The 24,189-nt window shown below is 73.1% G+C and carries 22 protein-coding genes; 5 read left to right on the top strand and 17 right to left on the bottom strand.

Annotated elements, in window-relative coordinates:
• Positions 1-10: 10 nt before the first annotated feature.
• The 4 genes from GFD30_RS07425 to allB form a co-directional block, all read right to left on the bottom strand.
• Positions 11-1,588 (bottom strand): LPXTG cell wall anchor domain-containing protein, encoded by a 1,578-nt coding sequence (locus tag GFD30_RS07425; RefSeq protein WP_153024549.1) that lies wholly within the window; start codon positions 1,586-1,588, stop codon positions 11-13.
• Positions 1,589-1,729: 141 nt separating this feature from the next.
• On the bottom strand, positions 1,730-2,089 hold the full coding sequence (locus tag GFD30_RS07430; protein ID WP_153024550.1) for a tRNA-binding protein: 360 nt from the start codon (positions 2,087-2,089) through the stop codon (positions 1,730-1,732).
• Positions 2,090-2,112: 23 nt separating this feature from the next.
• On the bottom strand, positions 2,113-3,120 hold the full coding sequence (gene alc / locus GFD30_RS07435; protein WP_153024551.1) for an allantoicase: 1,008 nt from the start codon (positions 3,118-3,120) through the stop codon (positions 2,113-2,115).
• Positions 3,120-4,469: an allantoinase AllB gene (allB, locus tag GFD30_RS07440; protein WP_227995927.1), complete on the bottom strand. Its 1,350-nt coding sequence runs from the start codon at positions 4,467-4,469 to the stop codon at positions 3,120-3,122. The genes alc and allB overlap by 1 nt, the downstream gene beginning before the upstream one ends.
• Positions 4,470-4,636: 167 nt before the next feature.
• On the opposite strand from allB, the gene GFD30_RS07445 reads away from it, so the two are divergent.
• Positions 4,637-4,843 carry a hypothetical protein gene (locus tag GFD30_RS07445; RefSeq protein WP_153024552.1) on the top strand — a complete coding sequence of 69 codons (207 nt, stop codon included), beginning with the start codon at positions 4,637-4,639 and terminating at the stop codon, positions 4,841-4,843.
• 311 nt (positions 4,844-5,154) lie between these two features.
• On the opposite strand, the gene GFD30_RS07450 is transcribed toward GFD30_RS07445, so the two are convergent.
• The 9 genes from GFD30_RS07450 to GFD30_RS07490 form a co-directional block, all read right to left on the bottom strand.
• Positions 5,155-5,547, bottom strand: coding sequence for an allophanate hydrolase-related protein (locus tag GFD30_RS07450; protein WP_153024553.1), 393 nt, complete (start codon positions 5,545-5,547; stop codon positions 5,155-5,157).
• A gap of 113 nt (positions 5,548-5,660) precedes the next feature.
• On the bottom strand, positions 5,661-6,680 hold the full coding sequence (locus tag GFD30_RS07455) for an XdhC family protein (protein ID WP_153024554.1): 1,020 nt from the start codon (positions 6,678-6,680) through the stop codon (positions 5,661-5,663).
• On the bottom strand, positions 6,677-8,908 hold the full coding sequence (locus tag GFD30_RS07460) for a molybdopterin cofactor-binding domain-containing protein (protein WP_322633043.1): 2,232 nt from the start codon (positions 8,906-8,908) through the stop codon (positions 6,677-6,679). Before GFD30_RS07460 ends, GFD30_RS07455 begins: the two co-directional genes overlap by 4 nt.
• Positions 8,909-9,263: 355 nt before the next feature.
• Positions 9,264-10,619 carry an 8-oxoguanine deaminase gene (locus tag GFD30_RS07465; RefSeq protein ID WP_153024555.1) on the bottom strand — a complete coding sequence of 452 codons (1,356 nt, stop codon included), beginning with the start codon at positions 10,617-10,619 and terminating at the stop codon, positions 9,264-9,266.
• Positions 10,620-10,713: 94 nt separating this feature from the next.
• Positions 10,714-11,178 carry a (2Fe-2S)-binding protein gene (locus GFD30_RS07470; protein ID WP_153024556.1) on the bottom strand — a complete coding sequence of 155 codons (465 nt, stop codon included), beginning with the start codon at positions 11,176-11,178 and terminating at the stop codon, positions 10,714-10,716.
• Positions 11,175-12,053, bottom strand: a complete 879-nt coding sequence (locus GFD30_RS07475; protein WP_153024557.1) for an FAD binding domain-containing protein — start codon at positions 12,051-12,053, stop codon at positions 11,175-11,177. Before GFD30_RS07475 ends, GFD30_RS07470 begins: the two co-directional genes overlap by 4 nt.
• Positions 12,050-12,898: a factor-independent urate hydroxylase gene (gene pucL, locus GFD30_RS07480; RefSeq protein ID WP_153024558.1), complete on the bottom strand. Its 849-nt coding sequence runs from the start codon at positions 12,896-12,898 to the stop codon at positions 12,050-12,052. Before pucL ends, GFD30_RS07475 begins: the two co-directional genes overlap by 4 nt.
• Positions 12,899-13,222, bottom strand: a complete 324-nt coding sequence (gene uraH / locus GFD30_RS07485; protein ID WP_322633045.1) for a hydroxyisourate hydrolase — start codon at positions 13,220-13,222, stop codon at positions 12,899-12,901. It lies immediately after the preceding gene.
• Positions 13,219-13,953 carry a 2-oxo-4-hydroxy-4-carboxy-5-ureidoimidazoline decarboxylase gene (locus GFD30_RS07490; RefSeq protein ID WP_194201882.1) on the bottom strand — a complete coding sequence of 245 codons (735 nt, stop codon included), beginning with the start codon at positions 13,951-13,953 and terminating at the stop codon, positions 13,219-13,221. Before GFD30_RS07490 ends, uraH begins: the two co-directional genes overlap by 4 nt.
• A gap of 243 nt (positions 13,954-14,196) precedes the next feature.
• Between GFD30_RS07490 and GFD30_RS07495 the strand changes: the two genes are divergently transcribed.
• Together GFD30_RS07495 and GFD30_RS07500 are read left to right on the top strand one after the other, a co-directional pair.
• Positions 14,197-15,855 carry a PucR family transcriptional regulator gene (locus tag GFD30_RS07495; protein ID WP_194201883.1) on the top strand — a complete coding sequence of 553 codons (1,659 nt, stop codon included), beginning with the start codon at positions 14,197-14,199 and terminating at the stop codon, positions 15,853-15,855.
• 81 nt (positions 15,856-15,936) lie between these two features.
• Positions 15,937-16,524 (top strand): nucleotidyltransferase family protein, encoded by a 588-nt coding sequence (locus GFD30_RS07500; RefSeq protein ID WP_153024561.1) that lies wholly within the window; start codon positions 15,937-15,939, stop codon positions 16,522-16,524.
• Between the two features lie 47 nt (positions 16,525-16,571).
• Here the strand turns inward: GFD30_RS07500 and ndk are convergent, their stop codons facing one another.
• Positions 16,572-16,973, bottom strand: coding sequence for a nucleoside-diphosphate kinase (gene ndk, locus GFD30_RS07505; RefSeq protein WP_407648987.1), 402 nt, complete (start codon positions 16,971-16,973; stop codon positions 16,572-16,574).
• 307 nt (positions 16,974-17,280) lie between these two features.
• Here ndk and GFD30_RS07510 point away from each other — a divergent pair, with 307 nt between their 5' ends.
• A complete protein-coding gene (locus GFD30_RS07510) occupies positions 17,281-19,122 on the top strand; it encodes a VOC family protein (RefSeq protein WP_153024563.1) in 1,842 nt (613 codons plus the stop codon).
• 58 nt (positions 19,123-19,180) lie between these two features.
• Positions 19,181-20,200 carry an SCO2521 family protein gene (locus GFD30_RS07515; RefSeq protein WP_153024564.1) on the top strand — a complete coding sequence of 340 codons (1,020 nt, stop codon included), beginning with the start codon at positions 19,181-19,183 and terminating at the stop codon, positions 20,198-20,200.
• Between the two features lie 2 nt (positions 20,201-20,202).
• On the opposite strand, the gene GFD30_RS07520 is transcribed toward GFD30_RS07515, so the two are convergent.
• Genes GFD30_RS07520 through GFD30_RS07530 form a run of 3 tightly spaced genes read right to left on the bottom strand, consistent with a single transcriptional unit; the run spans position 20,203 to position 24,010 of the window.
• Positions 20,203-21,201 (bottom strand): SCO2522 family protein, encoded by a 999-nt coding sequence (locus GFD30_RS07520; protein ID WP_153024565.1) that lies wholly within the window; start codon positions 21,199-21,201, stop codon positions 20,203-20,205.
• On the bottom strand, positions 21,198-22,142 hold the full coding sequence (locus GFD30_RS07525; RefSeq protein WP_153024566.1) for an SCO2523 family variant P-loop protein: 945 nt from the start codon (positions 22,140-22,142) through the stop codon (positions 21,198-21,200). Before GFD30_RS07525 ends, GFD30_RS07520 begins: the two co-directional genes overlap by 4 nt.
• A 2-nt stretch (positions 22,143-22,144) precedes the next feature.
• Positions 22,145-24,010, bottom strand: a complete 1,866-nt coding sequence (locus tag GFD30_RS07530) for an SCO2524 family protein (RefSeq protein ID WP_153024567.1) — start codon at positions 24,008-24,010, stop codon at positions 22,145-22,147.
• Between the last annotated feature and the right edge of the window lie 179 nt (positions 24,011-24,189).

A 24,189-nucleotide genomic window follows, 5' to 3' on the forward strand; every position in this document is an offset into this window, starting at 1 on the left:
GGGAAGGATCTCAGGCGAGGTCGACGGGCTCCTTGCGGCGGTGCGTCACGAGGAACAGGACGGCGCCGAGGATGAGCGCGCCCGCGGCGGCCGCGACGAACGCGATCGTCGAGCCGCCGGTGTCCGGCAGCGAAGGTCCGCCGATCTTCAGCGCCGCCGAGTTGTTCGCCAGGTCGCCGTCGAGGTTCACGCCGTCGACGCCGCGGAGGAAGGCGTCCACTTCGACGCGTCCGGCCTTGCCGGTGGCGTCCGAGACGTCGACGGTGAGGACGATGTCGACCGATTCTCCGGCGCCGAGGCCGTCGAAGGCGCACGCGAAGTCGATCCGGTCGAGCCCGGACCCGGCCTCGAGCGCTTCGCGGCGGTCCTCGATCTCGTCCTCGTCGAAGCAGCGCCAGCCGTCGTCACCGGGATCCTCGGTGTCGCCGATCGAGACGAGCGCCGCGCCTTCGGGGAGCTGCCCGCGGACGAAGTAGGACGGGTCCCCCGCGTACGCCGGCCGATCGGTTGCGGCGGCGGGGCCGTCGTTGCCGATGGGGATGGTCAGCTCGACTTCGCCGCCGCGGATCTTGGCGCCGCCGACGGTCAGGTCGAAGGGGTGGTCGGTGGTCTCGATGGTGATGCCGCCGCGGTTGTCGCCGTCGATCGGGTCCTGGTCGCCGGCGGCGGTGAGGCCGAGCAGGTTCGAGGAGCCTTCGTCCCAGGAGGGTGCGCCGTATTGGCGTTCGAACGTCGCCTGGTCCATGGAGAGCACCTCGTACTCGCATGCGCAGACCGCGAGGGGGCCGGGTGCGCCGGGATCGACGGTGTACTCGATCGGGTGGGTGAACTGGAACGCGGTGCCCGGGAGGTCCTCGAATTCGGTGAAGAAGCAGAAGTGGCCGCCGGGCGTCGACCTCCAGGCGTCGGCGAAGCAGTTGTCCCAGGGCGCCTCGATGCCGACCACGCCTTCGGCGTCCAGGCTGGTGAAACCGGGGCCGAGCCAGACCGCGGTGACGTAGAGGTCGTCGGGGAGCGCGGCGTCGGTGCTGAACCTCGGATTGACGTCGACCGCGGAACCGGGTTCGACGCCGGTGTGGGCGACGTCCGCCGCGTCGTAGTCGGTGAAGGTGCCCTCGTATCGGTGCTCGACGACCTCGACGGTGCCGGTCTCGGTGTAGGTCTCGGACGCGTCGAAGTAGACCAGGAGCGTGTACTCGTACTCGCCGAGCTCGGTCCCGGCCGCTGCGGCGACGGGGAAGAGGAACTCGTTCGCCGTGCCGGGGTCCTCGATCTCGCACTCGATGTAGGGCGAGGGGTCGTATGTGGTGCAGCCGTGGCCGATGCCGAAGGTGATGGTCCCGTCGGGGGCGTCGATGTCGAGCGTCATGACGAGGGGGCCGGCCGGGTCCTCGTCGAAGGCGACGTCGAGGGTGGCGGCGCGCGGCATGCCGCCGGCGACGAGCGGGCCGTCGAGGTCGAGGACGATCTCGGGCGCCGGCCCCTGTGCGGCGGCGGGCGGTGCGAAGGCGCCCGTTCCGGCGACCGCCGCCGCGAGGACGACGGCCGCCGCCGAACGCCGGCCGATCCGTTCGAAGAATGTGCTCATTGGACGCTCCAAGCGGGCTTGCCAGGGGGCGTCGGCTCGGCGTCCGGTGGCGAGGGCTGATGAACGGGAAACGTCCGTGCGCGGCCCGAGGTTGCGGAGCCCGATATGAACAATGGGTGAACTGACGGGTGTCGCGCCTGGTCAGGAGATGCGCGATCCGAGGGGGACGTCGGCGTCGGGGGCGAGGAGGACGACTTCGTCGGTCCCCTCGACGGGCACGCCGAGGACGAGCACTTCGGACATGAAGTCGGCGATCTGCCGGGGCGGGAAGTTGGTGACCGCGACGACGGTGCGCCCGACGAGCTCTTCGGGCGTGTAGCGGGCGGTGATCTGGGCGCTGGAGCGTTTCACGCCGAGGTCGCCGAAGTCGATCCAGAGCTTGTACGCGGGCTTACGGGCCTTGGCGAAGACTTCGGCGCGTTCGATGCGGCCGGTGCGGATCTCGGTGCGGAAGAAGTCCTCGGCGGAGCTCTGCTCCCGGGTCTGCGACTGGTGTGCCATGCCGGGAGGATAGCGCCGCCCGGTCAGGCCCGAAAGCGGGCTTCGAGCCGCCGGAGGGCGTCGGGGGTGAGGCGGCCGTAGAGGCGGATGCGGGCCATGCCGCCGTCGGGGAAGATGTTGAGCCGCACGGCGGTCGCGGGACGGTCGTTGCCGAGGACGAACCGGTGCGGCGTGTCCGGTTGCAGTGCGGTGCGTTCGAAGAGGGTGAAGGTGTCGGTGCCGTCGGCGGCGTCGATGGAGGCCCAGCCGGGCGCGTTGTGCTTGAGGTGGGTGGTGTCGAGTTCGGCGACGCGGATGACGCCGCGGCCGGCGAGGCGGATGTCGAGCCATTCGTGGCCGGGGGTGCGGCGGCGGGCGGTCTCCCAGCCGTCGGCCTGGCTCGCCGGCAGGCCGGGCATGATCGCGCCGACCGGGTTGGAGTAGAAGGCGTTCGATGCGCCGGTGACGGCGGCGCCGTTGACGAGCGCGGCGAGGTCGAGCGGGAGGTCGGCGAAGCCCGCCGGGTCGGGGACGGGCGTGCCGTGGACGCGCAGGCGCGCGACGCCGCCGTCGGGGTGCAGGTTGAGGCGGACGTGGGTGTAGCGGGCCGGGTCGTCGACGTCGTACTCGTTGCGGCTGTCGCCCTTGGCGTCCGTGATCGGGACGATGGGTCGCCAGCCGGTGAGGTCGGCGACGGCGGGGTGGCCGTCGGCGCGGCAGGCGTCGACGGAGATGCGGGGCGGGTAGTTGCCGGTGAAGTAGGCGGTGTCCACCACGATGCCGCTGATCACGCCCGGGACGCCGAGGCGGACGATCGCCCAGTCGTGGCCGTCGGTGCGGCGGCGGCGGGTCTCCCAGCCGTCGTAGACCTGGCCTTTGGCGCCGAAGGTGTGCGCGGCGTGGACGACCGGGTAGGGCCGGATGAGGTTCTCCTTCTCGGCGAAGGACTCGTCGTTGGCGGCGAGGACGGCGCCGCCGAGGGCGCGGGAGGCGAGGTCGGGGAGCGCCCAGCGGTCGTCGGCGGGGCTGGTTTCGGGGACGGTGGCGTTCATCAGGGGCTCCTCTTGAGCTGTCGGCCGCGCGGGGCGGCCTCGGTGTCGATGCGCTTGCCGCGCAACCAGGTGGCGACGACGTCGCCGGTGAGGCGGCGGCCGTCGTACGGGGTGACGGGGTGGCGGTGGAGGAGGTCGGCGGCGCGGACGGTCCATTCGCGTTCGGGGTCGAAGGCGACGAGGTCGGCGTCGGCTCCGGCGGCGATGCGGCCTTTGCGCCGGAGGCCGGCGAAGTCGGCCGGGCCGCGGGACATCCACCGGGCGACGTCGGCGAGCGCGTGTCCTCGCGCGCGGGCTTCGGTCCAGACGACGGGGAGTCCGATCTGGAGGGAGGCGATGCCGCCCCAGGAGGTCGCGAAGTCGCCGGTCTTCATGGCGGGCGGGCTGGGCGAGTGGTCGGAGACGACGAAGTCGATGCGGCCGTCGGCGAGCCCGGCCCAGAGGGCGTCGCGGTTGGCGTCGCCGCGGATGGGCGGGCAGCACTTGAAGGCGGTGGCGCCGTCGGGGATGCGCTCGGCGGCGAGGGCGAGGTAGTGGGGGCAGGTCTCGGCGGTGATCGCGATGCCGTCGAGGCGGGCGCGGTGGATCTGCTCGAGGGCGCCGGCGGCGGAGAGGTGGAGGATGTGGACGCGGGCGCGGGTCATCCTGGCGGCGTCGATGACGTCGCGGATCGCGTCGGTCTCGGCTTCCGGCGGGCGGGTGGCGAGGAACCGGTCGAACGCGGTGGCGCTGCCGGCGTCGCGGAGGCGGTCGGGGTTCTCGGCGTGGACGATCAGGGTGGTGCCGAGCGCGGCGACGGTGGTGCAGGCGCGGATGAGCCCGGCGCGGCCGAGGGGAGGGAACTCGTCGACTCCCGATGGGGCCGTGAAGCATTTGAAGCCGAAGACGCCGGCCTCGTGGAGTGCCTTCAGTTCGGTCTCGTTGCCGGGGATCGCGCCGCCCCAGAAGCCGACGTCGACCCAGGTCCGCCCTCTGGCGGCGGCGCGTTTGGCGGCGAGGGCGGTGGTGTCGACGGTCGGCGGGAGGCTGTTGAGGGGCATGTCGACGATGGTGGTGACGCCCCCTGCGGCGGCGGCGCGGGTGGCGGTCGCGAAGCCTTCCCATTCGGTGCGGCCGGGTTCGTTGACGTGCACGTGGGTGTCGACGAGACCGGGCAGGAGCGCGAGGTCGCGGAGGTCTTCGGTGCGGTGAGCGGGGATCGGCTCGTCGTAGTCGCCGATGACGGCGATCCGCTCGCCCGCGATCGCGACGGCGGCGGGCCGCTCGCCGTCGGGCAGGACGGTCCGGCGCGAGCGGAGCACCAGGTCGTAGACGACGGGCGCGGAAATGTCGGAGGGGTCGGTCATCATGGTGACTCCAAGTGCGCACATGGTGACGATAGAGAGGGGGTGTCGCGAAGGGACCGCGTGCGGAGGCACGACGGGAATGCACGGCATGGGAACCCGACGACCGCCGATCGGGGCCGAGACCGGAGACTGCCGGGGCGGTTCGATGCGGTTCGGCTTCCGCGACCGGTGTGCCGGACCGGCTGCTGAAGACGGCCCGCAACGTCGCGGCCTGCGTGGACCGGGTGCCGCGTCGGCTGGCGGAGGTCGAGCGTCACTCGTCGGTTGCGGTCCGAATGCCGGCCGGGCGGCCGGTGACGGTTCTCGCTGAGGCGATCTCCGCGGTGCCGGTGCTCCAGTTGCCGCGCTTCGCGGACCGCGTGCAGCGCAAGCTGTAGGCGGAGGTCGAGAGCCGCTCGGCGGTCGCCCGAGCGCCGGCCGGGCGGACGGTGATGGGTCATGCCGACGGCCCCTCTGCGGAGCGTGCGCTGCGCTTGGCGCCTCGACTGTGGGTCCGGGTCGAGTGCCTCCCTGCAGCCGCGGTCCGAATGCGGGTCGGGCGACCGGCGACGGTTCACGCTGAGAAGACCTTCGCAGAGCGACTGCGAGCGCCGCGCTTCGCGGACCAGGCGTTGTGCTGACGGCGGGCGGCCGTCGACGGCTTGTGGGCGCTCGCGGTTCGCGAGGACGGCCGCGAAGTCGTTGCGGCTCATGGTGCCTCGGTTTTCGCGGCGCGGTAGGCGCGCCATGAGCCGAAGGCGGTGATGTCGGTCAGGCCGGGCAGGTCGGCGCAGGCGTCTCGGAGGCGCATGCCGAGGGCTTCAGTGCCGTCGGCGAGGCCGACGACGCCGAGTTCGAGGTCCGCCGGTTCGGCGGGCAGGAGGGAGGTGCGCAGGACGGCGAGGTCGATGTCGTAGAGCTCGCCCTGGATGGCGGCGCCGTCCCCGGGCCGCGCGGCCTGGAGGGCCGGGTGGTCGTCGTCGACCGAATGCAGTCGGTAGATCGGCAGCGTCGTCGCGGCGCCGAGGAACGGCGCGCCGCCGATGAGGTGGTGGAGGTTGCCGCCTTTCATGCCGCCTCCGTTGAGGAACATGTGGACCATCGTCGGCTCCTTCGGTTCGGTGGTGACGGTTCGGACCGGTCGCGGCTGCCGCGGCGTCGGTCGGATCCGGCGGTCGCCGGACCCGACCTCGGCCTCGCGGCTGCGCGTGGCCGTCAGCGGTGGATGGGGCCGCTGGCTTCGGTGAGGAAGCCGGCGGTGGCGCCGTTGCGGACGGCGGTGATCTCGGCGACGATCGACAGCGCCGTCTCCTCGGTGGTGCGGCCGTTGAGGTCGAGGCCGATCGGCGACCTGAGCCTGGCCAGCGCGGTCTCGGGGACGCCGGTGTCGCGGAGCCGGGCGAGCCGGTCGCGGTGGGTGGCGCGAGAGCCCATGGCGCCGATGAAGCCGGCGCGGGAGACGAGGGCGCGTTCGAGGAGTGGCACGTCGAACTTCTCGTCGTGGGTGAGGACGCAGATCGCGGTGTCGGCGTCGACGGTGATGGCGTCGAAGTGGCGGTGGGGCCAGTCGACGATCACCTCGTCGGCTTCGGGGAAGCGGATGTCGGTGGCGAAGACCGGGCGGGCGTCGCAGACGGTGACGCGGTAGCCGAGCTGCTTGGCGATGCGGACGAGGGGCCCGGCGAAGTCGATGGCGCCGTAGACGAGGAGCCGCGGCGGCGGGGTGTGGACTTCGACGGCGTATTCGCCGGCGCGGCCGGAGGTCGCGGGCAGGTCGGTGGCGCCGAGTTCGAGCGGGCCGGTGAATCCGTGGGCGGTGATGGCGACGGCCCGGCCGATCTCGGGGCCTTCGGCGGCGCGGACGAGGGTGACGGGTTCGCCGTCGAGGATCGCGTCGAGGGCGGCGGCGAGCGCGGTGTCGTCGGGTTCGATGCGGGCGATGAGGACGTCCATGGTGCCGCCGCAGGTGAGGCCGAAGGCGACGGCGTCTTCGTCGCTGTAGCCGAAGGATTCGACCGCGGGTTCGCCGCTGTCGAGGACTTCTTGGCAGCGGAGGTAGACGGCGGCTTCGACGCAGCCGCCGGAGACGCCGCCGACGGCCGCTCCCTGGCCGTCGACGGCGAGCGCGGTGCCGAGCGGGCGCGGCGAGGAGCCGGTGCTCCCGATGAGGGAGGCGAGTGCGAAGGGGCGGCCTTCGCGCATCCAGGTGCGCAGTGTGGCGGCGATGGTGTTCATGACGGCCTCCGGACGGTGAGATGCTCGGGTCGGACGGGGACGCGGGTGAGCGGCAGGCCGGTGGCGTCCCTGATGGCGGCGACGATGGCGGGGGTGGAGGAGAGCGTCGGGGGCTCGCCGGCGCCGCGGAGCCCGTAGGGCGCTTCGGGGTCGGCGTTCTCGACGATGCGCAGGCGCATCGGGGGCATGTCGAGGATGGTGGGGATGAGGTAGTCGGTGAAGGAGGCGTTCTTGACGCGGCCGCCGTCGGTGACGATCTCCTCCATGACGGCGAGTCCGAGTCCTTGGGCGGTGCCGCCGTGGATCTGGCCTTCGAGGGCGACGGGGTTGAGGATCTTGCCGACGTCTTGGACGCAGGTGAGGTCGACGACCTTGACGAGGCCGAGTTCGACGTCGACGTCGACGGTGGCGCGGTGGACGCAGAGGGCGAGCTGGACGTGGCTGTCGCCTTGGCCGGTGACGGGGTCCATGGGTTTGGTGGCGCGGTGGCGGAAGACGCGGGTGGCTTCGATGGGGCCGTCGGCGAGGTCGCGGTCCTGCCAGAGGTCGCGGACGGCTTCGCAGGCGGCTTTGACGGCGCCGCCGGTCATGTAGGACTGGCGTGAGGCGGAGGAGGATCCGGCGGAGCCGATCTTGGTGTCGTTGGGGAGCAGGACGACGTGTCGGACGCCGAGTTCGGTGCGGGCGATCTGGGTCTGGAGGTTCCAGTGGCCCTGGCCGACTTCGGCGGCGGCGGTGTGGATGTAGGCGACGGGTTCGCCGTCGTGTTCGGGGCCGCCGAGTTCGAGGCGGACGCGCGCGGTCGAGTAGTCGTCGAAGCCTTCGGAGTAGCAGATGTTCTTGAGGCCGACGCCGTAGCCGACGCCGCGGCGGACGCCTTCGCCGTGGGTGGTGTTGCCGGTGCCGCCGGGGAGTTCGACGATGTCGCGGTCGGCGGGGACGGGTGGGACGGGGAGGTCGGTGAAGCGGTCGAGGAGGTCGGCGAGCGGTGAGAACGGCCGGGCGCGGTCCGGGTCGGCGGGGGCGGCGGGGTCGGGTTCGTAGGCGTCGATGACCTGGCCGGTGATGAGCTGGTCGCCTCGGGCGATGGCGTTGCGGCGGCGGATCTCGAGGGGGTCGAGGTCGAGCGCGTCGGCGAGGGCGTCCATTTGGGACTCGTAGGCGAAGCAGGTCTGGACGGCGCCGAAGCCGCGCATCGCCCCGCACGGCGGGTTGTTGGTGCGCGCTCCCCAGGCGTCGATGCTCGCGTGCTCGACCCGGTAGGGGCCGACGGCGAGTGAGGCGGCGTTGCCGACGACGGCTTCGGTGGTGGAGGCGTAGGCGCCGCCGTCGAGGACGATGTGCGCTTTGACGTAGACGAGGTGCCCGTCGGCGTCGGCGCCGTGCTCGTAGCGCATCCGGGCGGGGTGGCGGTGGACGTGGCCGAGGAAGGACTCGGCGCGGTCGTACATCATCTTGACCGGTCGGCCGGTGCGGAGGGCGAGCATGGCCATGTGGATCTGGACGGAGAGGTCTTCGCGGGCGCCGAACGCGCCGCCGATCCCTGCCATCTCGAGGTGGATCCGCTCGGGTTCGAGGCCGAGGCACGGCGCGATCTGCTCGAGGTCGGAGTGGAGCCACTGGGTCGCGACGTGGAGGACGAGGCCGCCGCCGGTGGGGACGGCGACGCCGGATTCGGGGCCGAGCGGCGCTTGGTCCTGCATGCCGACTTCGTATTCGCGGGTGACGACGACGGCGGCTTCGGCGGTGTCGGGGTCGCCGACGCGCACGGGCTGGTACCGGAAGTAGGCGCCGGCTTCGACGGCTTCGCTCGGGTCGCATTGCGGTTCGAGGGGCTCGTAGTCGACGGCGATGCGTTCGGCGGCGCGGCGGGCGAGGTCGAGGGTCTCGGCGGCGACGATCGCGACCGGTTCGCCCTGGTAGTTGACTTCGCCTGGGGCGAGGACGGGCTGGTCGGCCTCGATGAGTCCGTAGTGGAGTTTCCCGGGGACGTCGGCGGCGGTGAGCACGGCCGCGACGCCCGGCAGTGCGAGGGCCGGGCCGGTGTCGATCGACCGGATGAGCGCCCGCGGGTGCGGGCTGCGGAGCGTGTGGCCCCACAGCATGCCGTCGAAGGCCAGGTCGGACGCGTAGTCGAAGGTGCCGTTGACTTTCGCTTCGGCGTCGGGGCGGATGGGCGACTGCCCGACGGTCCCGTCCGGTCGAGCGGTGACGGCGTTCGCGGGCACGGCGGCGGAGGTGCGGGTCCGATACGCCGCCTCTCCGTCGAGCGTCGGAGCGGCCGAAGCAGGCGGGGAGGGCGGGCCGATGGGCGGCCGCGGCTCCTGCGGCAGCTCTGCTCCGGTTCGAGGAGCGGCAGCGGGTTCACCGGGTGGTTGCGGCCGGTGCGGCGCGTCGGCACCGCTGCGGGGGCCGCTGTGGGCGGCGGCGTTTCGAGGGCCGGCTCCGGTGGCGCTGCTGCGGGGGCCGGTATCGGCGGCCGGCGGGGCGGCGTGCTCGTGCGCCGCATCGGGCCGGGCGGCGGGTGCGGGGGTGTGCCCGACCCCGCCGGCTGCCCAAGGCGGCGGGGTCGGAGTCGCGGGTTCAGGCATCGGATGCCTCCCTGAGGTCGGCGCCGGCGGCGGCGAGGTCCTTCGCAAGCGTCTCGGTGTCGGCGGTGCGGAGTTCTCCGTCGGCGACGACGGTGGCGCCGGCGACGGTGAGGAGCCGCAGCGGCGCGGCCGGGCCGAGGACGAGGGCCGTCACGGGGTCGGCGATCCCGGCGTGGCCGATGCCGGTGAGATCCCAGAGGGCGATGTCGCCCTGCTTGCCGACCTCGAGGGATCCGATCTCGGCGTCGCGGCCGAGGACCCGGGCGCCGCCGAGGGTGGCGAGGCGCAGCGCGGTGCGCGCGTCCATGGCGTGGGGGCCGTGGAGCTGCCTGGCGGTGTAGGTCGCCTGCCGCAGCTCCTCCCCCAGGTGCCCGGCCTCCTGACTCGCGGCGCCGTCGACGCCGAGGCCCACCGGGATGCCCGCGGCGAGCATGGCCGGGACGTCGGCGAGGCCGGTTCCCAAGCGTGCGTTGGAGGACGGGCAGTGCGCGACGCCGGTGCCGGCCGCGCCGAGGCGGGCCCGGGACCGGTCGTCGAGGTGCACCGCGTGGGCGAGCCACGCGTCGTCGGCGAGCCACCCGACCCGGTCCATGTACTCGACGGGGTCGCAGCCGTGGACCGCGGCGCAGAACTCGGCCTCGTCGACGGTCTCGCACAGGTGCGTGTGGAGCCGCACGCCCTTGTCGCGGGCGAGCGCCGCGGACTCGCGCAGCAGCTCCGTGGAGACCGAGAACGGCGAGCAGGGCGCGACGGCGATGCGCAGCATCGAGCCGGGGGCCGGGTCGTGGTGGCGGTCGACGGCCTCCGCGGTGGCCGCGAGCGCGGCGTCGAGGTCCTCCACGATGCGGTCGGGCGGCAGGCCGCCGTCGGCGACGCCGCGGTCCATGGACCCGCGGGCGAGGTGGAGCCGGACCCCGATCCGGGCGGCGGCCGCGATCTGGACGTCGACGAGTTCTGCCGCCTGGCCGTCCGGGTAGACGTAGTGGTGGTCGGCGGCGGTGGTGCAGCCGGAGAGGGCGAGCCAGGCGAGCCCCGCGGTGTTGGCGGCGGCGACGTGCCCGGGGCGGATGCGGCCCCAGACCGGGTAGAGCTCGACGAGCCATTCGAAGAGCGTGTGGTCGGTCGCGTATCCCCTGGTGGCCCATTGGTAGAGGTGGTGGTGGGTGTTGACGAGGCCGGGCGTGGCGAGGCAGCCGGTCCCGTCGATGCGGCGGGCGCCGTCGACGTGCGGGGCGGGGCCGGCGCCGACGGCGGTGATGACGCCGTCCTCGACCACGACGTGCCCGGAGGCGTGTTCGGGGCCGGCGACCGTCACCACGGCTGCGTTGTCGATCACTATCGCGCCCATCGCGCACGCTCCGGGGTCGGATTGTCACACCCGGTCGGCAGGCTTGGAGCCGCTGCCGAACCGAATACGGAAGGAGGTGAGGGAATGTCGTGACTCATCGGGGTTCACCAGCCAGGCCGGCGGCGGCCGTGTGGACGGCGTCGATGATCTTCTCGTAGCCGGTGCAGCGGCACAGGTTCCCTGCGAGGGCTTCCCGGATGTCCAGATCGGACGGGTCGCCGTTGCGGCCGAGGAGGTCGGCGACGGAGACGAGGAGCCCGGGGGTGCAGAAGCCGCATTGGACCGCGCCGCACTGGACGAACGCGTCGCGGACGGGGCGCGGCACGGCGCCGACGACGGTCTTCACGTCGCGGCCCTCGCACTGGGCGGTCGCGACCAGGCACGAGCAGACCGGAGCGCCGTCGAGCAGGACCGTGCAGGACCCGCATTCGCCCTGTTCGCAGGCGTTCTTGGAGCCGGTGCGGCCGAGCCGGTCGCGGAGGGTGGCCAGGAGGCTCTCGCCGGGCCGGTCGATCTCGGCCGCGACGTCGGCGCCGTCGACGCGCATGGTCACTTTCATCGGGGGTTCCTCTCGTGCGCGGCGGTCCAGACCCGGCGCAGCGCCCGGGCGGCACAGACGGCGAGGGCGTGGCGCCGGTAGTCGGCGGTGCCGCGGACGTCGTCGATGGGCCGCGCTGCGGCGGCGACGCGGCGGCCGAACTCGTCGGCGAGCGCGTCGTCGAAGCGGCCGGGGTCGGACCACGGCAGCTCGACCGCCTCGGCGTCGGGCGCGGTGAGCGGGACGGGCCCGGCCGAGCCGATGCCGGTGCCGAGTCGGCGCGTCTCAGGGTCGAGCGCGAGCGCGAAGGAGCAGACCGCGATGACCATGGCGTTGCGGGTGCCGACCTTGAGGAACTGCTGCGGGCCTGCCGCTTTGGGGACCGTGACGGCGGTGATGAGTTCGCCGGGGCGGAGCGCGGAGCGCTTGGGGCCGAGGTAGAACTCCCCGATCGGGACGTGGCGGACGCCTTCGGTGGAGGCGATCTCGACGCTCGCACCGGTGGCCAGGAGCGGCGGGTGGGCGTCGCCGGCCGGAGAGGCGGTGGCGAGGTTGCCGCCGATGGTGCCGCGGCTGCGGATCTGCGGGGACCCCACGGTGCGGGCGGCGGCGGCCAGGCCGGGGAGGACCGCGGCGAGTTCGGCGGTGATCCGCGCGTACGGCACGCCCGAGCCGATCCGGACGGTGTCGCCTTCGTCGGTCCAGTCGCGCAGTTCGTCGAGGCCGGTGAGGTCGAGCATCGCCTCAGGGCGGGTGAGCCGGTAGTTGACGGCGACCATGAGGTCGGTGCCGCCGGCGACGGGGACGGCTTCGGGGTGCTCGGCGAGGAGCCGCACGGCTTCGGCCACCGCCGCGGGGCGGTGGAAGTCGAAGCGGGCCGGGGCCGCGGCGGTCATGGCGCCTCCCTTCGGACCGCGCCCTCGATGAGCCCGTAGGGCAGGTCTCCCGCCTGGAAGACCACGCCGGGGTTGTCGAGGCCGAATCGCCCGAGGTCGAGCAGGTAGTGGTGCCGGTTCGGCAGCGACAGGCGCACTTCGCCGGCCTCGGGAACCGTCTTCAGTATGCGCTCGCCGACGGCGTAGAGGGTCTGTTGCAGCGAGAGCGAGTAGGTGTCGGCGAACGCTTCGAGGAGGGCGGCCCGGGCCGACTGGAACGCCTGGTCGTAGTCGGCGGGCGCGGTCGTGTAGTCCCAGTCGGCGGCGACCGCGGTGGCGAGGATGCGGTCGTCGGTCTCCGGGAGGGTCGTGAACTCGTTGACCAGGAAGCCGGTGAACTCGGAGTCGGTGGTGTTCAGCAGCAGCAGGTCCCGGATCCCGGCGGTGACCGCGGCCCCGGCGCCGCCGTAGGCCGCTTCGGCGGTGCGGCGCTCGCCGCCTTCGCCGCGGGTAAAGGAGTGGTCGCCGACGCGGGTCCACGGGTGCTCTTCGATGCGGACGCGCGCGTGGGTGATGGAGGGGGTGGTGTCGACGAAGTGCCGGGCGAGCCGCTCGGCGAACGCCTCGACGGCGCCGACGCCGTCCCGGGCGAGGGCGTACACGGTGTTCTTCTGCGTGTCGGTGGGGAGGACGCCGGTGTTGTCGCCGCTGTAGTGGGTGGCGTCGAGGTCGCCCGAGAGCGCGGTGTGCACGGTGAGGTCGCGGATCGCGTGGCGCGGCGTGTCGCGGTCGACGCGGACGAGCCGGACGCCGGACTTGCCGTAGCTGTTGGGTCCCAGAGTGAACCCGGGCGACGGTGCGTTCATCTAGCTGCCTCGGTACGTGGAGTAGGCGAAGGGACTCAGCAGGAGCGGGACATGGTGGTGCCCGCCGGCGACGCGGAAGGCGATCTCGACCTCCGGGTAGAAGGTGTTGATCCCTCGGTCGGCGAACCAGTCGCCGGTGTCGAAGCGGAGCCGGTGCAGACCGGGTTCGGTGCGCCAGTCGGCGACGCGGCCGTCCTCGTCGGTGCGGCCCGAATGGACGACGGCGAAGACGCCGTCGCCTTCGCGGCGCAGCAGCGTCAGATGGACCCCGCCGGCGGGCCGGCCGGTGACGGCATCGAGAACGTGGGAGGAAACGGTGCTCACCGGGCGACCTCCCCACTCGACCGGCCGGACGCGCTCCGAGACGCGCTGCCGGGGGCGATGCCGAACGCCTTGTCGAGGCGGAGTGCGACGATCTTGCGCAGTTCGGCGCGGGCCTCGGCGCGTTCGGTCGGGTCGTCGTTGCGGAGCCGCCGCCGGGCCTCCGCGAGGATCTCCTCGGCGGTGAGGCCAGTGGCGCAGATGAGGAACACGCGGCCGAAGCGGCGCTCGTACGCGGCGTTCGCCTCGGCGAGTTCCGCCCGGACCGACTCGTCGGCGGTCATCGCCCTCGCCTGCTCGCCACGCGACCACGCCGCCTCGGTGGCTCCGGCGGGACCGCCGCTCATCGCGTCCGCCTCGCCGGTAGACCGCGCCTCGCCGTTGCCGGTCTTCCCGTCGCCGCCGGGCCGCTGGCCACGGCGTCCCTCCGCCGGGGCGTCGCCATGCCGGGCCCCGCCGCGACTGCCCGCCGGGCCGTCGCCGTCGTTCCGGGCCGGTTCAGGGCCGCTCCCGCTACGTCCGCCGATGGGCGGGTGGGCGGCGTGCGCGGCGGCGACCTCCGCCTCGTCGAGCTCGTCGAAGCCGGCCAGCGCGGCGGCCTTCAGCGCGGCGAGCGAGCCGTAAGGCCGCCCAGTGGCGAGCTTCTCGGCCCAGGCTCGCGAGGCGCAGCAGGCGGTGAGCACCTCCATCGCGGCCTCGGGGTCCGCCGTGTTGAACCCTCCGAGCGTCCACATCGGCGCCTCCCGTTCACGTCCGGTTCTCCGCGGTGCACCCTCAGGGTCGCAGGTTTGTCGCCGCGTCGGGCAATTGAAGCCGAAACCCGAGGCAGAAGGCATTGTCGCCCGCTATGAAACCTTCGTTTCCCAGTCGTTAAATGCTGGAGGATCGTCCAAAGTCCGCCCGGCCGCGGCGCTATGGTGGCCTTATCCACCGCGTCCCGAACCCGCCTGCGAAGGCCGGACCCCCTGGGGGCCACCATGCGACTCCGTACCCTGCTGCAGATGCCGGAACTGGGCCTGACCCTGGTGTCGGGCCGCCACCACCTGGACCGGGAGGTCCGCTGGGTCGTCCCGACCGACCTGCGCGACCCGCGCCGGTACCTGTCGGGCGGGGAGCTGGTGCTCACCGGGATGATGTGGCGCCGCGCCGAGCGCGACTCCGACGCGTTCGTGCGCAATCTGACCGCCGCCGGGGTGACCGCGCTGGGCGCGGGCGACCACCCCGAGTTCCACTCGGTGCCGTCCGACCTCGTCGACGCGTGCGCGAGGCACGACCTGCCGCTGTTCGCCGTGGACGCCGAGGTCGCGTTCGCCGAGATCACCGAGCGGATCGTGCAGCGCCTGTCGGCGGGGCGCTCGGGCGACCTCGCCTCGCTCCTGGACCGGCACCGGCGGCTCATCGCCTCCGACGGGATCGGGCAGATCCTCGAGCTGATCGACCGCGAGCTCGGCATGGAGTGCCTGGTGCTGTCGCCGACCGGGCGGGCTCTGCGCGGAAGCCTCGAACTGGGCGAGAACGAGCGCGCCGCGATCGTCGCCCGCGCGCACGCCGCCGACCGCCTGCCGCAGAAGGTGACGCTCGACCGGCACCGCTGCTACTCGGTGTTCGGCATCGGCCCCACGATCCACACGGGGCGGTTCCTGGTGGTCGGGGACGACCACACGCGGTGGCCGCCGGAGCGGCGGCTCGTCGCCGAGCAGCTCTCGGCCCTGCTCATGCTCGAACTCGACGACCCGTCCCAGCGCCCCGCGCCGCACATCGAGCTCGTGACCGCGCTCCGCGAGGGCCGCGCCGACGAGCACCTGATGCGCTCGGCGGGCCTGCCCGCGGACGGGCCGGCCACGGTGATCGTCGCGACCGGCGGTCCCGAGGCGCTGCGGGAGGCCGTCGTCGCCGAGACCCTCCAGTTCGACTGCGTCCTGAAGGACGCCGCCGTGCGGGGCCAAGCCCGGAAAGACGGCGCACTGAACGACGGCGTACTGAAAGACGGCTCCCTCGAGGACGGCGTTCCCGAAGACGGTGCGCCGCAACCAGTTTCAGGATTCGAGGACGCGCTGCGGCCGCCGGCCGCGGCGTGGGCGACCGTCGGCGGCGAGACCGTCGCGGTCCTGACCGGACCCGGCGCCGCTCCCGGGGAGCGCGCCCGGCTCCTCGCGTGGGCGCGGCGCTGCGCCTCCGTGCTCCAGTCCGCGCACCCCGGCGGGCCGGGCGCCGTCGGCGTCGGCCTCGCCGACCCCGTCAACGCCCCCGACGGACTGCGCGGCGCCCTCGAACAGGCCCGCCACACGGCCGCGCTCGCCCAGCCGCGCCCCGGCCGCATCGAGGTCGCCGAACCCGACCACCTCGTCTCGCACCGGATGCTCCTCGCCGCCGTCCCACCCGACGTCTCCCGGGCGTTCCGCACCCGCGTGCTCGACCCGCTCCTGGAGTACGACGCCCGGCACCGCTCCGACCTGCTGCCGACCCTGCGGCGGTTCCTCGAATGCGACGGCTCCTGGCGCCAGTGCGCCGTGAGCCTCCACGTCCACGTCAACACCGTCCGGTACCGAATGCGCCGCGTCGAAGAGCTCACCGGCCGCGACCTGCGCAATCCCCTCGACCGGATGGACCTCGCACTGGCGGTCAGCCTGGACTGACCGCCCCGTCAGCGGGCGGCGCAGGGGGCGCGCCGCACCTCCCGCCGCGAAGCGGGACCATCGAAGGGGGATATTCGAACCATGGGGAACACCGCGGGGCTCGTACTCGCCGCAGGCGCCGGCAGGCGCTTCGGACAACCGAAGGCCCTCGTCCAGTACGACGGCCGCAGCCTGCTCGACCGGGCGGTGGCGACACTGCGCGACGGCGGCTGCCGCCAGGTCCTCGCCGTGCTCGGCGCCGGGGCCGAGCAGGCGCTCTCTGCCGCTGTCGAGGCGTTCACGCCGGTGCTCAACCGGCGCTGGGGGCAGGGGCTGTCGACATCGCTGAAAGCCGGGCTCGCCGCCGTCCCGGAACGCTACGACGGGGTCGTCGTGACCCTCGTCGACCTGCCGCACATCGAGGCCGAGGCCGTGCGGCGGCTCATCACCGCCGCCGGGGACGGAGCCACCGTCGCGATCGCCACGTACGAGGGCCGGCGCGGCCACCCGATGTACTTCGCCCGCGAGCACCTCGACCGCATCGCCGCCGGCGCGATCGGCGACCGGGGCGCCCGCGACTTCATCGCCGCGAACCCCGGCCTGGTGCGCGAGGTCGCGTGCCCGGGCGACCCGATCGACGTCGACACTCCGGCCGACCTCGCCGCGCTCCGGCACCCGAGCCACGCGTAACGGGACCGCGCACTGCTGCCAGCGTCGTCAGCGGTGCGCCGCACCGGTCAGAACCAGAGGTCGATCTCGCGCTTCGCGGACTCCTCCGAGTCCGAGGCGTGCACCAGGTTCTGCTGGTTCGACAGCGAGAAGTCGCCGCGGATCGTCCCCGGCTCGGCCTTGCGGCCGTCGGTGGCGCCGGCGAGCTTGCGCACCACCGGGATCGCCTCGTCGCCGGACACGACCAGGCTCACGAGCGGACCCGAGGTCATGAACTCCTTCAGGCCCTCGTAGTACGGGCGGCCCACGTGCTCGGCGTAGTGCGCGTCCGACAGCGCCGCGTCCATGGTCCGCAGCCGCATCTCCTCCACGCGCAGGCCCTTGCGCTCCAGGCGGGACAGGACTTCGCCGATGAGCCCGCGCCGGACGGCGTCGGGTTTGATCAACACGAGCGTGCGCTGCTCGGCCACGAGAGACTCCTTGGAAGCGACGGGATCAGTGGCTGCCATCGTAAGGGATGTTGTGCCCGTTGCCTCACCCACGTACGATTCACCTTGAAACCCGGTTTCCCCACTTGCGGATGAGGTGTCCCAGATGCCCTCGAGACAGCCACCCCGTCCCGCCCCGCGGCCTTCCAAGGCCCCCAGCCGGGGCGGCGCCAAAGGCGGGGCCGCCCGAGGCGGAGCGAAGGGCGCCGCCAAGGGCGGGTCCGCGGGCGCGCGCAAGGCGGCGCCGGCGAAGGCGCAGCCGCGCGGCGTCCGGCAGCCGACCCGGGGCATGACCGCCGAGCAACTCCGGCAGCAGCGGCTCCTCATGGACCAGCAGCGGCGGCAGCGCGAGGCCCGCTGGTGGGCGATCAACCAGCACGCGATGCGCGACCTGCACTCGCGCCAGCACCACGCGGCCGGCAGCGAGGCGATCGGGACCGTCCTCAACGCCGACAGGCGGATGCGGTGGCGGACCTCGCGCGCGATCGGCGCCATCACTTTACTGATCCTGTCGTTCTTCTTCACGTCCATGGCGATCGGCGCCCAGAGCGTCGGGATCGCCGCGCTCGCGTTCGTGTGCCTCGCGGGGTGCATCGCGTTCTTCACGGTCGAGCACTCGGCCCGGCGCTTCCCGCAGCCGGTCCCGGCGCCGCCGCTCATCGGGCAGCACCGGCTCGAGGACCTCATCGTCGAGGACGACCCGCCGCGCGGCGCCGCGGTGAAGCAGCCCGAGCAGGGCACGCTGGACGACCTGTTCGAGTCGCCGCGGCCCGAGGCCGGACCGGTTGCGGCGCAGCCGGAACCGTCGAAGCCCGCAGCAGCCGCCGCGGCCGGGCCGACCGTCGTGGTCGTGCCGGTCGACCAGGGCCCGAAGCCGGAGGCCGAGCCTGAACCCGACGTCGCCGTCGCGACCGCGCCCGTCCCGGACTCCGGTCCGGCGCCGGTCGTGCCCGACGCCGCGGTCGCCACGGCGCCGGTGCCGGAGCACGAGGCGCCGGCGGCCGCACCGGAACCCGATGAGTCGCCTGTGGTGACCGAGGCCGCTGCTGTGGTCGTTCCGGCGGAGCCCGCGGACGCGACGGAACACGACAAGGCCCCTGCCGCAATGGCGTCCACTGGGGAGTCTGCCGCTCAGGAAGCGGCGCCCGATGACCCCGCGGGGGCGACCGCAGATCACAACCGGGCGTCCTTGTCCATTGAGGAGCCCGAGGCTCAGGAGTCCGTTCCGGAGGATCCCGCAGAGGCGCCCGCACCGGACCACGACCGGGCGCCCGCCGCCACGTCGACCACTGAGGAGCCTGCCGCACCGGAGGCCGCCCCGGCTGCCCCCGCGGAGGCGACCGCTGCACCGGAACCCGGTGCGGGCGAACCGGACCGCGAGGACCCGCGGGCGCCCGATGCGCCCGACGCCTCGGAAGAGCGGCCCGTGGCCGCGCATCCGGTCGACGGCGCGTCGTCGGAGTCGGCGCCGCTGCCCGCGGACCCGCCGGCGGCGTTCACGCTGCCGAGCGACCGGATCGGCGGCGGCAGCGCAGGCGACGCGACGCAGTCCGCGGAGCACGCGTCCGATCAGACGCACTCGAGTCAGGCGCGACCCCATGAAGGACCGCCGAACCCAGCGCCGCCGAAGGGCCCCATAGCGGAAGCGGCGACGAAGCTGCGTTCCCCGTCCCCGCCGCGGCAGCGGACCTCCGGGGAGGGCAGCAGCCTCGCGAACGACCTCGCCGAACTGCTCCTGTCGGAGCAGCGGCTCGGCGGCGCCGACGTCACCGACGTGGCCGCGACCCTCGTGGTCGCCGACCTCCAGCGGTCGGTCGAGTTCTACACGGACGCACTGGGCCTGTCGATCTCCGACCGGACCGAGGAGGCCGCCGTGCTCGACGCCGGGTTCGGGAAGATCCTGCTGTGGGAGCGGCCCGACGCGCCGCCCGGCGAGCGCGGCATCATGCACCTGACGTTCGAGGTCGGCGACATCGACGCCGCGTTCACGCAGATGAACGAGGCCGGCGTCCAGTTCCTGCACCTGCCGCGCACCGCGCTGCTGGGCCAGAACTACGAGATGCGGGCCGCCGCGTTCCGGGACCCGGACGGGCACGGCCTGGCGATCACCGAACACCGGGAGCGCGAATAGCTCCCGACCCGATCCCGTTCCCGCCCTTGCGAACCAGCGTCTTCGAAGCGGAGTGCCCATGCTCATCGTCGGCGAGATCCACACCGCGCTGCTGCCGCACTCGCGGCCGCTGACGCCCGAGGAGGCCAAGGCGGCCCTGTCGCTCGCCGTCGGCGAGACCGTCGTCCAGTGGGCGCGGCCCGTCCCGCACACGGCGTCGCCGACGCTCCTGCACGGCGTGGACTGCAAGCTGCCGCTCGCGCCCAAGCAGGACAACCCGCACGCCGACGACCGGTCGGCGAACGGGTCGGTCCGCGCGGTCGGCACGGTCTGCTCGCGGGCCGTCCTCACCGGCGGCCACCTGCTCCAGGGCTCGGCGTGGACGGCCGTGTCGCCGCCACGGCAGCCCCGGCGGATGCCCTGGTCGTACTACCTGGCGCGGCCCGGGACGCTGGAGACGATCGGGAACTTCGAGGCCGAGCGGCTCGCGCGGGCGTTCCTGGCCGCCGAGAACCGGCGCGACCGCTCCGAACTGCTCGACGTCGCCGCGATCGCCCGGCATTCGATCCACGACGTGCTCGCACGGCCCGTCCTGGACCAGCGGCCGCCGGTCAAGACCGGGTCGACCCGGCTGCGGTGGGCGGCCATCGCCGAGCCCGGCGCGAACAAGGCCGTCGCGTTCCGGCTGGTCGGGAACGACCGGCGGCGCATGAGCATGACGACCGGCCCGGTCGAGCCCGAAGCGCTCGCCGCCGCGGCCGAGGACCTCGCCGTCCACGACTGGCTGCTGACCGCGGTCGCGTCGCGGATCGCGCTCGCGAAGATCGGCGAAGACCCGCGGCACACGCTGCGGACGCTCCGGCCCGTCGTCGACCACCTGCTCCACCTGTGGGCCGCGGGCGCCCGGACCTCGCGGGACCTCGAGTTCATGTGGGACTCGCTGGAGCGGCGCCCGGGCCTGACCCGGCAGTGGACCACGATGACCGAGCGGGTCCGCTCCCAGATCGACTACGGCGCGGCCGATCTCGCCGCGAAGATGCTCGACATGATGGAGCAGAGCGAGCGGCGGCAGGCCGGCCCGGACCAGTTCCGGCGCTAGCGCTACAGCGGCCCCTGGAAGATGTAGGTGAGCCGGTCGACGAGCTCGGCCGGCAGCGTCATCCCTTCACGCTCGGCGGACTTGCGGATCGACTCGACCGCGCCCGCGTCGGGGCGGACGCTGCCGCAGATCACCCGCACCGCGTGCTCCACTTCCAGAAAGTCCACCGACAGGACCGACACGGTCCGGTACGCCGGGAACGGGAACGCCCTCGGGTTCAGTTGCAGGATCGGCGGCATCTCGGCCCACGTGTCCGGGAAGCGGCTCCCCGACAGGCGCTGCCCGGGCGCGTGCCCGTGCTCAGCGGGCACGAGCGACTCCACCGGCTCGGGCACGCCGATGCGCCGGCCCTGGTCGCGCAGCACCCCCAGGCGCAGGAGCTGCCAGACCGCGGCGAGCATCGGGCACGACCAGCGCCGGCCCTTCGCGGTCTCGTTCCACAGCTCGACGTCGAGGAACACCGAATGCTCGCGCCGCGCGTTCTGGCTCGGCGGCGTCCACCGCAGCGGCGCGCCCATCGCGATGCCGCGCGGCTTCGGCGTCGGCACGCCGTTGGGGAGCCAGCCGAGGTCGGACACCTGCGGACGCGACCCGTTGGTGCCCGGCGGCGGTTCGAACACGATCCGGTCGGCGACCAGCCCGGCCAGGTTCAGCGACCCCATGCGGTCGCACGAGGACTCGCGGGCGAGGTAGTCGATGCGCAGCCCCGCGTCCGCGGCGGCCTCCGAGACCGTCGCGATGAGCTGCTCGGGATCGGGCAGGTCCTGGTGGAAGTAGTCGTCGACGAGGTAGCAGGTGCTGACCCGCGGCGTGCGGCCGCCGAGGCGCTTGGTGAGCGCCTCCGTGGTGCCGTGCACCCACGCGGCCGCCGAGGCCATCTCCTCCTTCAGCGCGTCCGGACGGGCGAGGTCGTCGGCGTAGAGGTGCCCGACCTCGATCGACAGGTGGGACATGCCGAACCGCTCGGTGCGCTGCTTCGCGCTGGTCTCCTCGTACGTCATTCGATCCCCCGCACGCTCGCTTCGAGTCCGGGCTGGAACAGCTCCTCCGCCGAGCGGGCGGCCAGGTCCGAGAAGGCCCGGACGGTCTCCAGGTTGGCGATCCTGAGGGTGACCGTGTCGGCGTCGGTGATGACCTGCTCGCGCCATTGCAGGACCGGGTCGAGCGGGACCGACCCGAGGAGGTTCATGCGGCCGAGCTTCAGGCGCGCGGCCATCTGGTGCAGGTCGGCGTCGATCTTCCGCAGCCACCGGATCTGCGTGGCCTCCAGGCCCGACAGGTCCGCGCCGTCGGGGTCGACCACGGCGGTGCGCACGTACCGGATCGAGGCGAGCAGCTTGCGCTGGTACTCCTCGCCGTACGCCTTTGCGGTCTCGACCAGGCCGCGCTCGCCGTGGACGAGCGAGTGCGCGGCGATGACGTGCTGCTTCGTCCAGCGGTGGTAGACGATCCACCGCCACGGCAGGTTCGCGAGCTCGGGCCGGGCGGTCGCGGCCATGACCATGTCGGTGGCGTGGGAGCGGCCCGCGGACAGGTCGACGATGACGAGGTCGTACTCGCGCGAGAGCTCCTGGAGGAGCTTGACGCACCGGTCGACGGTGTTCTCGTCGCCGGGGAACTCCGAGCCGTCCGCATCGCCGGGGCACAGGACGAGCTCGCCGGCGCCGTCGGGGCGGGCCTGGAGTTCGGCGCGGTCGCTCACGGCCCACACCGAGTGCCGCTCGGGCTCGGAGGCGAGGTCCTGCAGGTACTCGTGGACGCCGTTGCCGTAGGTGCCGTGCTCGAGGTCGTCGATCCCGAAGATCGCGCCGGCCGTCGGCGAACCGAAGTCGAAGTCCACATAGCACACGTTGGCGCCCTGGAGCGCGCGGCGGTACGCGAGGTTGCACGAGGAGACCGACCGGCCCGTCCCGCCCTTGTCCGAGGTCGCGAACAGCAGCATCGTCACACTCCGGTCTCGGCGTCGCGGCCGGCCGCGATGAGCCGGTCGAGATCGATGAGGGCCTTGACCCCCAAGGAGAACGCCGTGCCCGGCCGCTCGTCGACGACCTCCTTGGCGTGGCGGATCGTCAGCCCCACCGAGCGGATCTCCTGCGCCAGCGCCGGACCGGCGTTCGCCGAGCCGCGCAGCAGCTCCTGGTCGTAGATGTGCTCGGCCTCCACGAGCAGCTCGTGCGCGAGGTCCTCCAGGCTGCGGGAGCGGGCGGGCTCGGACCCGGCGAACTGGGCGGCGATGACCATGGCCTCGACGACGCGGATCGTGAAGTGCCAGGACGGGTCCTCGAACCAGTTCGGCAGCTCGGCGTACACCTGCTTGGGCTGGTCCCACAGGCGCGCGGCGAGGCCCTCGCGGATGCGCCGCCGCGACAGGTGGTCCCACACCAGGTCGGCGACTTCGAGGAGTTCGGCGCGGGCGTCGATGGTGACCAGGAGCCCGGCGGCGTCGTAGAGGCGCTTGAGCAGGAGCGGCGCGAAGTCGACCATGTTCCAGATCATCGCCGGGCCGTCGAGCTTCTCGATGCCGGCGAGTTCGGCCTTGACGCCCGGGAAGTGCATCTCGATCGCGCGGTCGCCGACGAGCGGGCGGCGGGTGATGCGGCCGCGGTTGGCGAGTTCGACCAGGACGTCGGCGAGGCGGATGAGGTCGTCGTCGCCGCCGCGCTGGGAGCCGAAGGTCTCGGTGGCGACGGCGCAGACCAGGAGCGTGTAGTAGTCGTACTCGAGGCCGTCGGTGGTCCGCCAGGGGACGTCTTCGAGGGGCCACTTGGAGCCGCCGCCGAAGGACGCGACCATGGCCCAGTAGCGGCGGGTGACGTCGAGCCGGATCTGGAGCGACTGGGCGAGGCGCCGCTCCTCCTCGGTGAGGAGGTTGCGGCGCATGACCCGGTCGGAGAACAGGGTCGCGATGGCCTCGAGCGCGACCACGGTGAAGTACAGGTACGGGGCGTCCTCGGCGCGGCCGGTGCGCTGGGTCGAGGTGTCGGAGACGTCGGGGATCTCGGGGGCCTTCTCGACGACCGACCAGGACCAGCCGATCTCGAACAGCTTCGTGGGCGCCTCGACGCCCGCGGTGCCGCCGGAGCCGACGGTGATGGTGCGCAGGGTCGCGATGATCTCCTCGGCCGCTTCGCGGAAGCGGCGCACGATCTTCCGGTCGGGCTGGCCGTCGACGTTGATGAGGGCGATGAGCTGGCGGCCGAAGTCGTCGTCGGCGTCGAAGGTGGACACCGCGAAGGAGCGGAGGAGGCCGGTGATGGCGCCGAGGAGGCGGCGGTGGACGATCTGCTCGATGTGGTCGAGCTCCTTGACGAGGTCCTCGCGGCCCATGCGGTCGACCGTGGGCGAGAAGTCGCTGAGGAAGGTGAGCGCGGTGAGGCTCAGCGGGATCGCGAGCGCGAAGCCCTCCGTCACGTCGATGGCGCGCTGCTCGGCCGTGGCCTCCCGGGTGCGGTCGACCCGGTGCATGTTGGAGCCGCCGGAGTAGACGGGCACGCCGTCGGCGTCGACGTGCTTCTCCATGTACTCCTTGATGAGCCGCATGATCCGGATGGGGATCTCGACGGCGTCGCCGAGGCCGGAGAGGGCGTCGAGGACCGCGTCGCTGGTGGCGTCGGGGTCGGCGTAGCGCAGGTCCGGGAGTTCCTGGGCGGGGAAGAGCAGGCACAGGAGCTGCTGGGCGTCGCCGACGGCGTCGGAGTCGTTGCGCCCGCCCCAGTACCACTCGCGGCGCTTGGAGCCGTCCTCGGCGGGGCGCCAGCTGTAGGCCACCTGGGCCTTCCAGATGTCGAGGAGCTGTTGCCGAGGCTGCATCTTCACTGGGGACCACCGCCGTGCGCTCTGGGCCGAAACGGACAGGTTCACTATGGCATGCCGATGCGTCGCAAACGGACTCGCAGAACGCGTTTTGTCGGTTACCCGACACTTCAGTCGCGTCCGCGGCGGGCCCCTCGAACGTCCTATCAGTATGGTCGGCGGGACGACGCCCCCGG

The organism is Glycomyces albidus, assembly GCF_009451885.1.
In the GTDB taxonomy this organism is placed as follows: domain Bacteria; phylum Actinomycetota; class Actinomycetes; order Mycobacteriales; family Micromonosporaceae; genus Glycomyces; species Glycomyces albidus.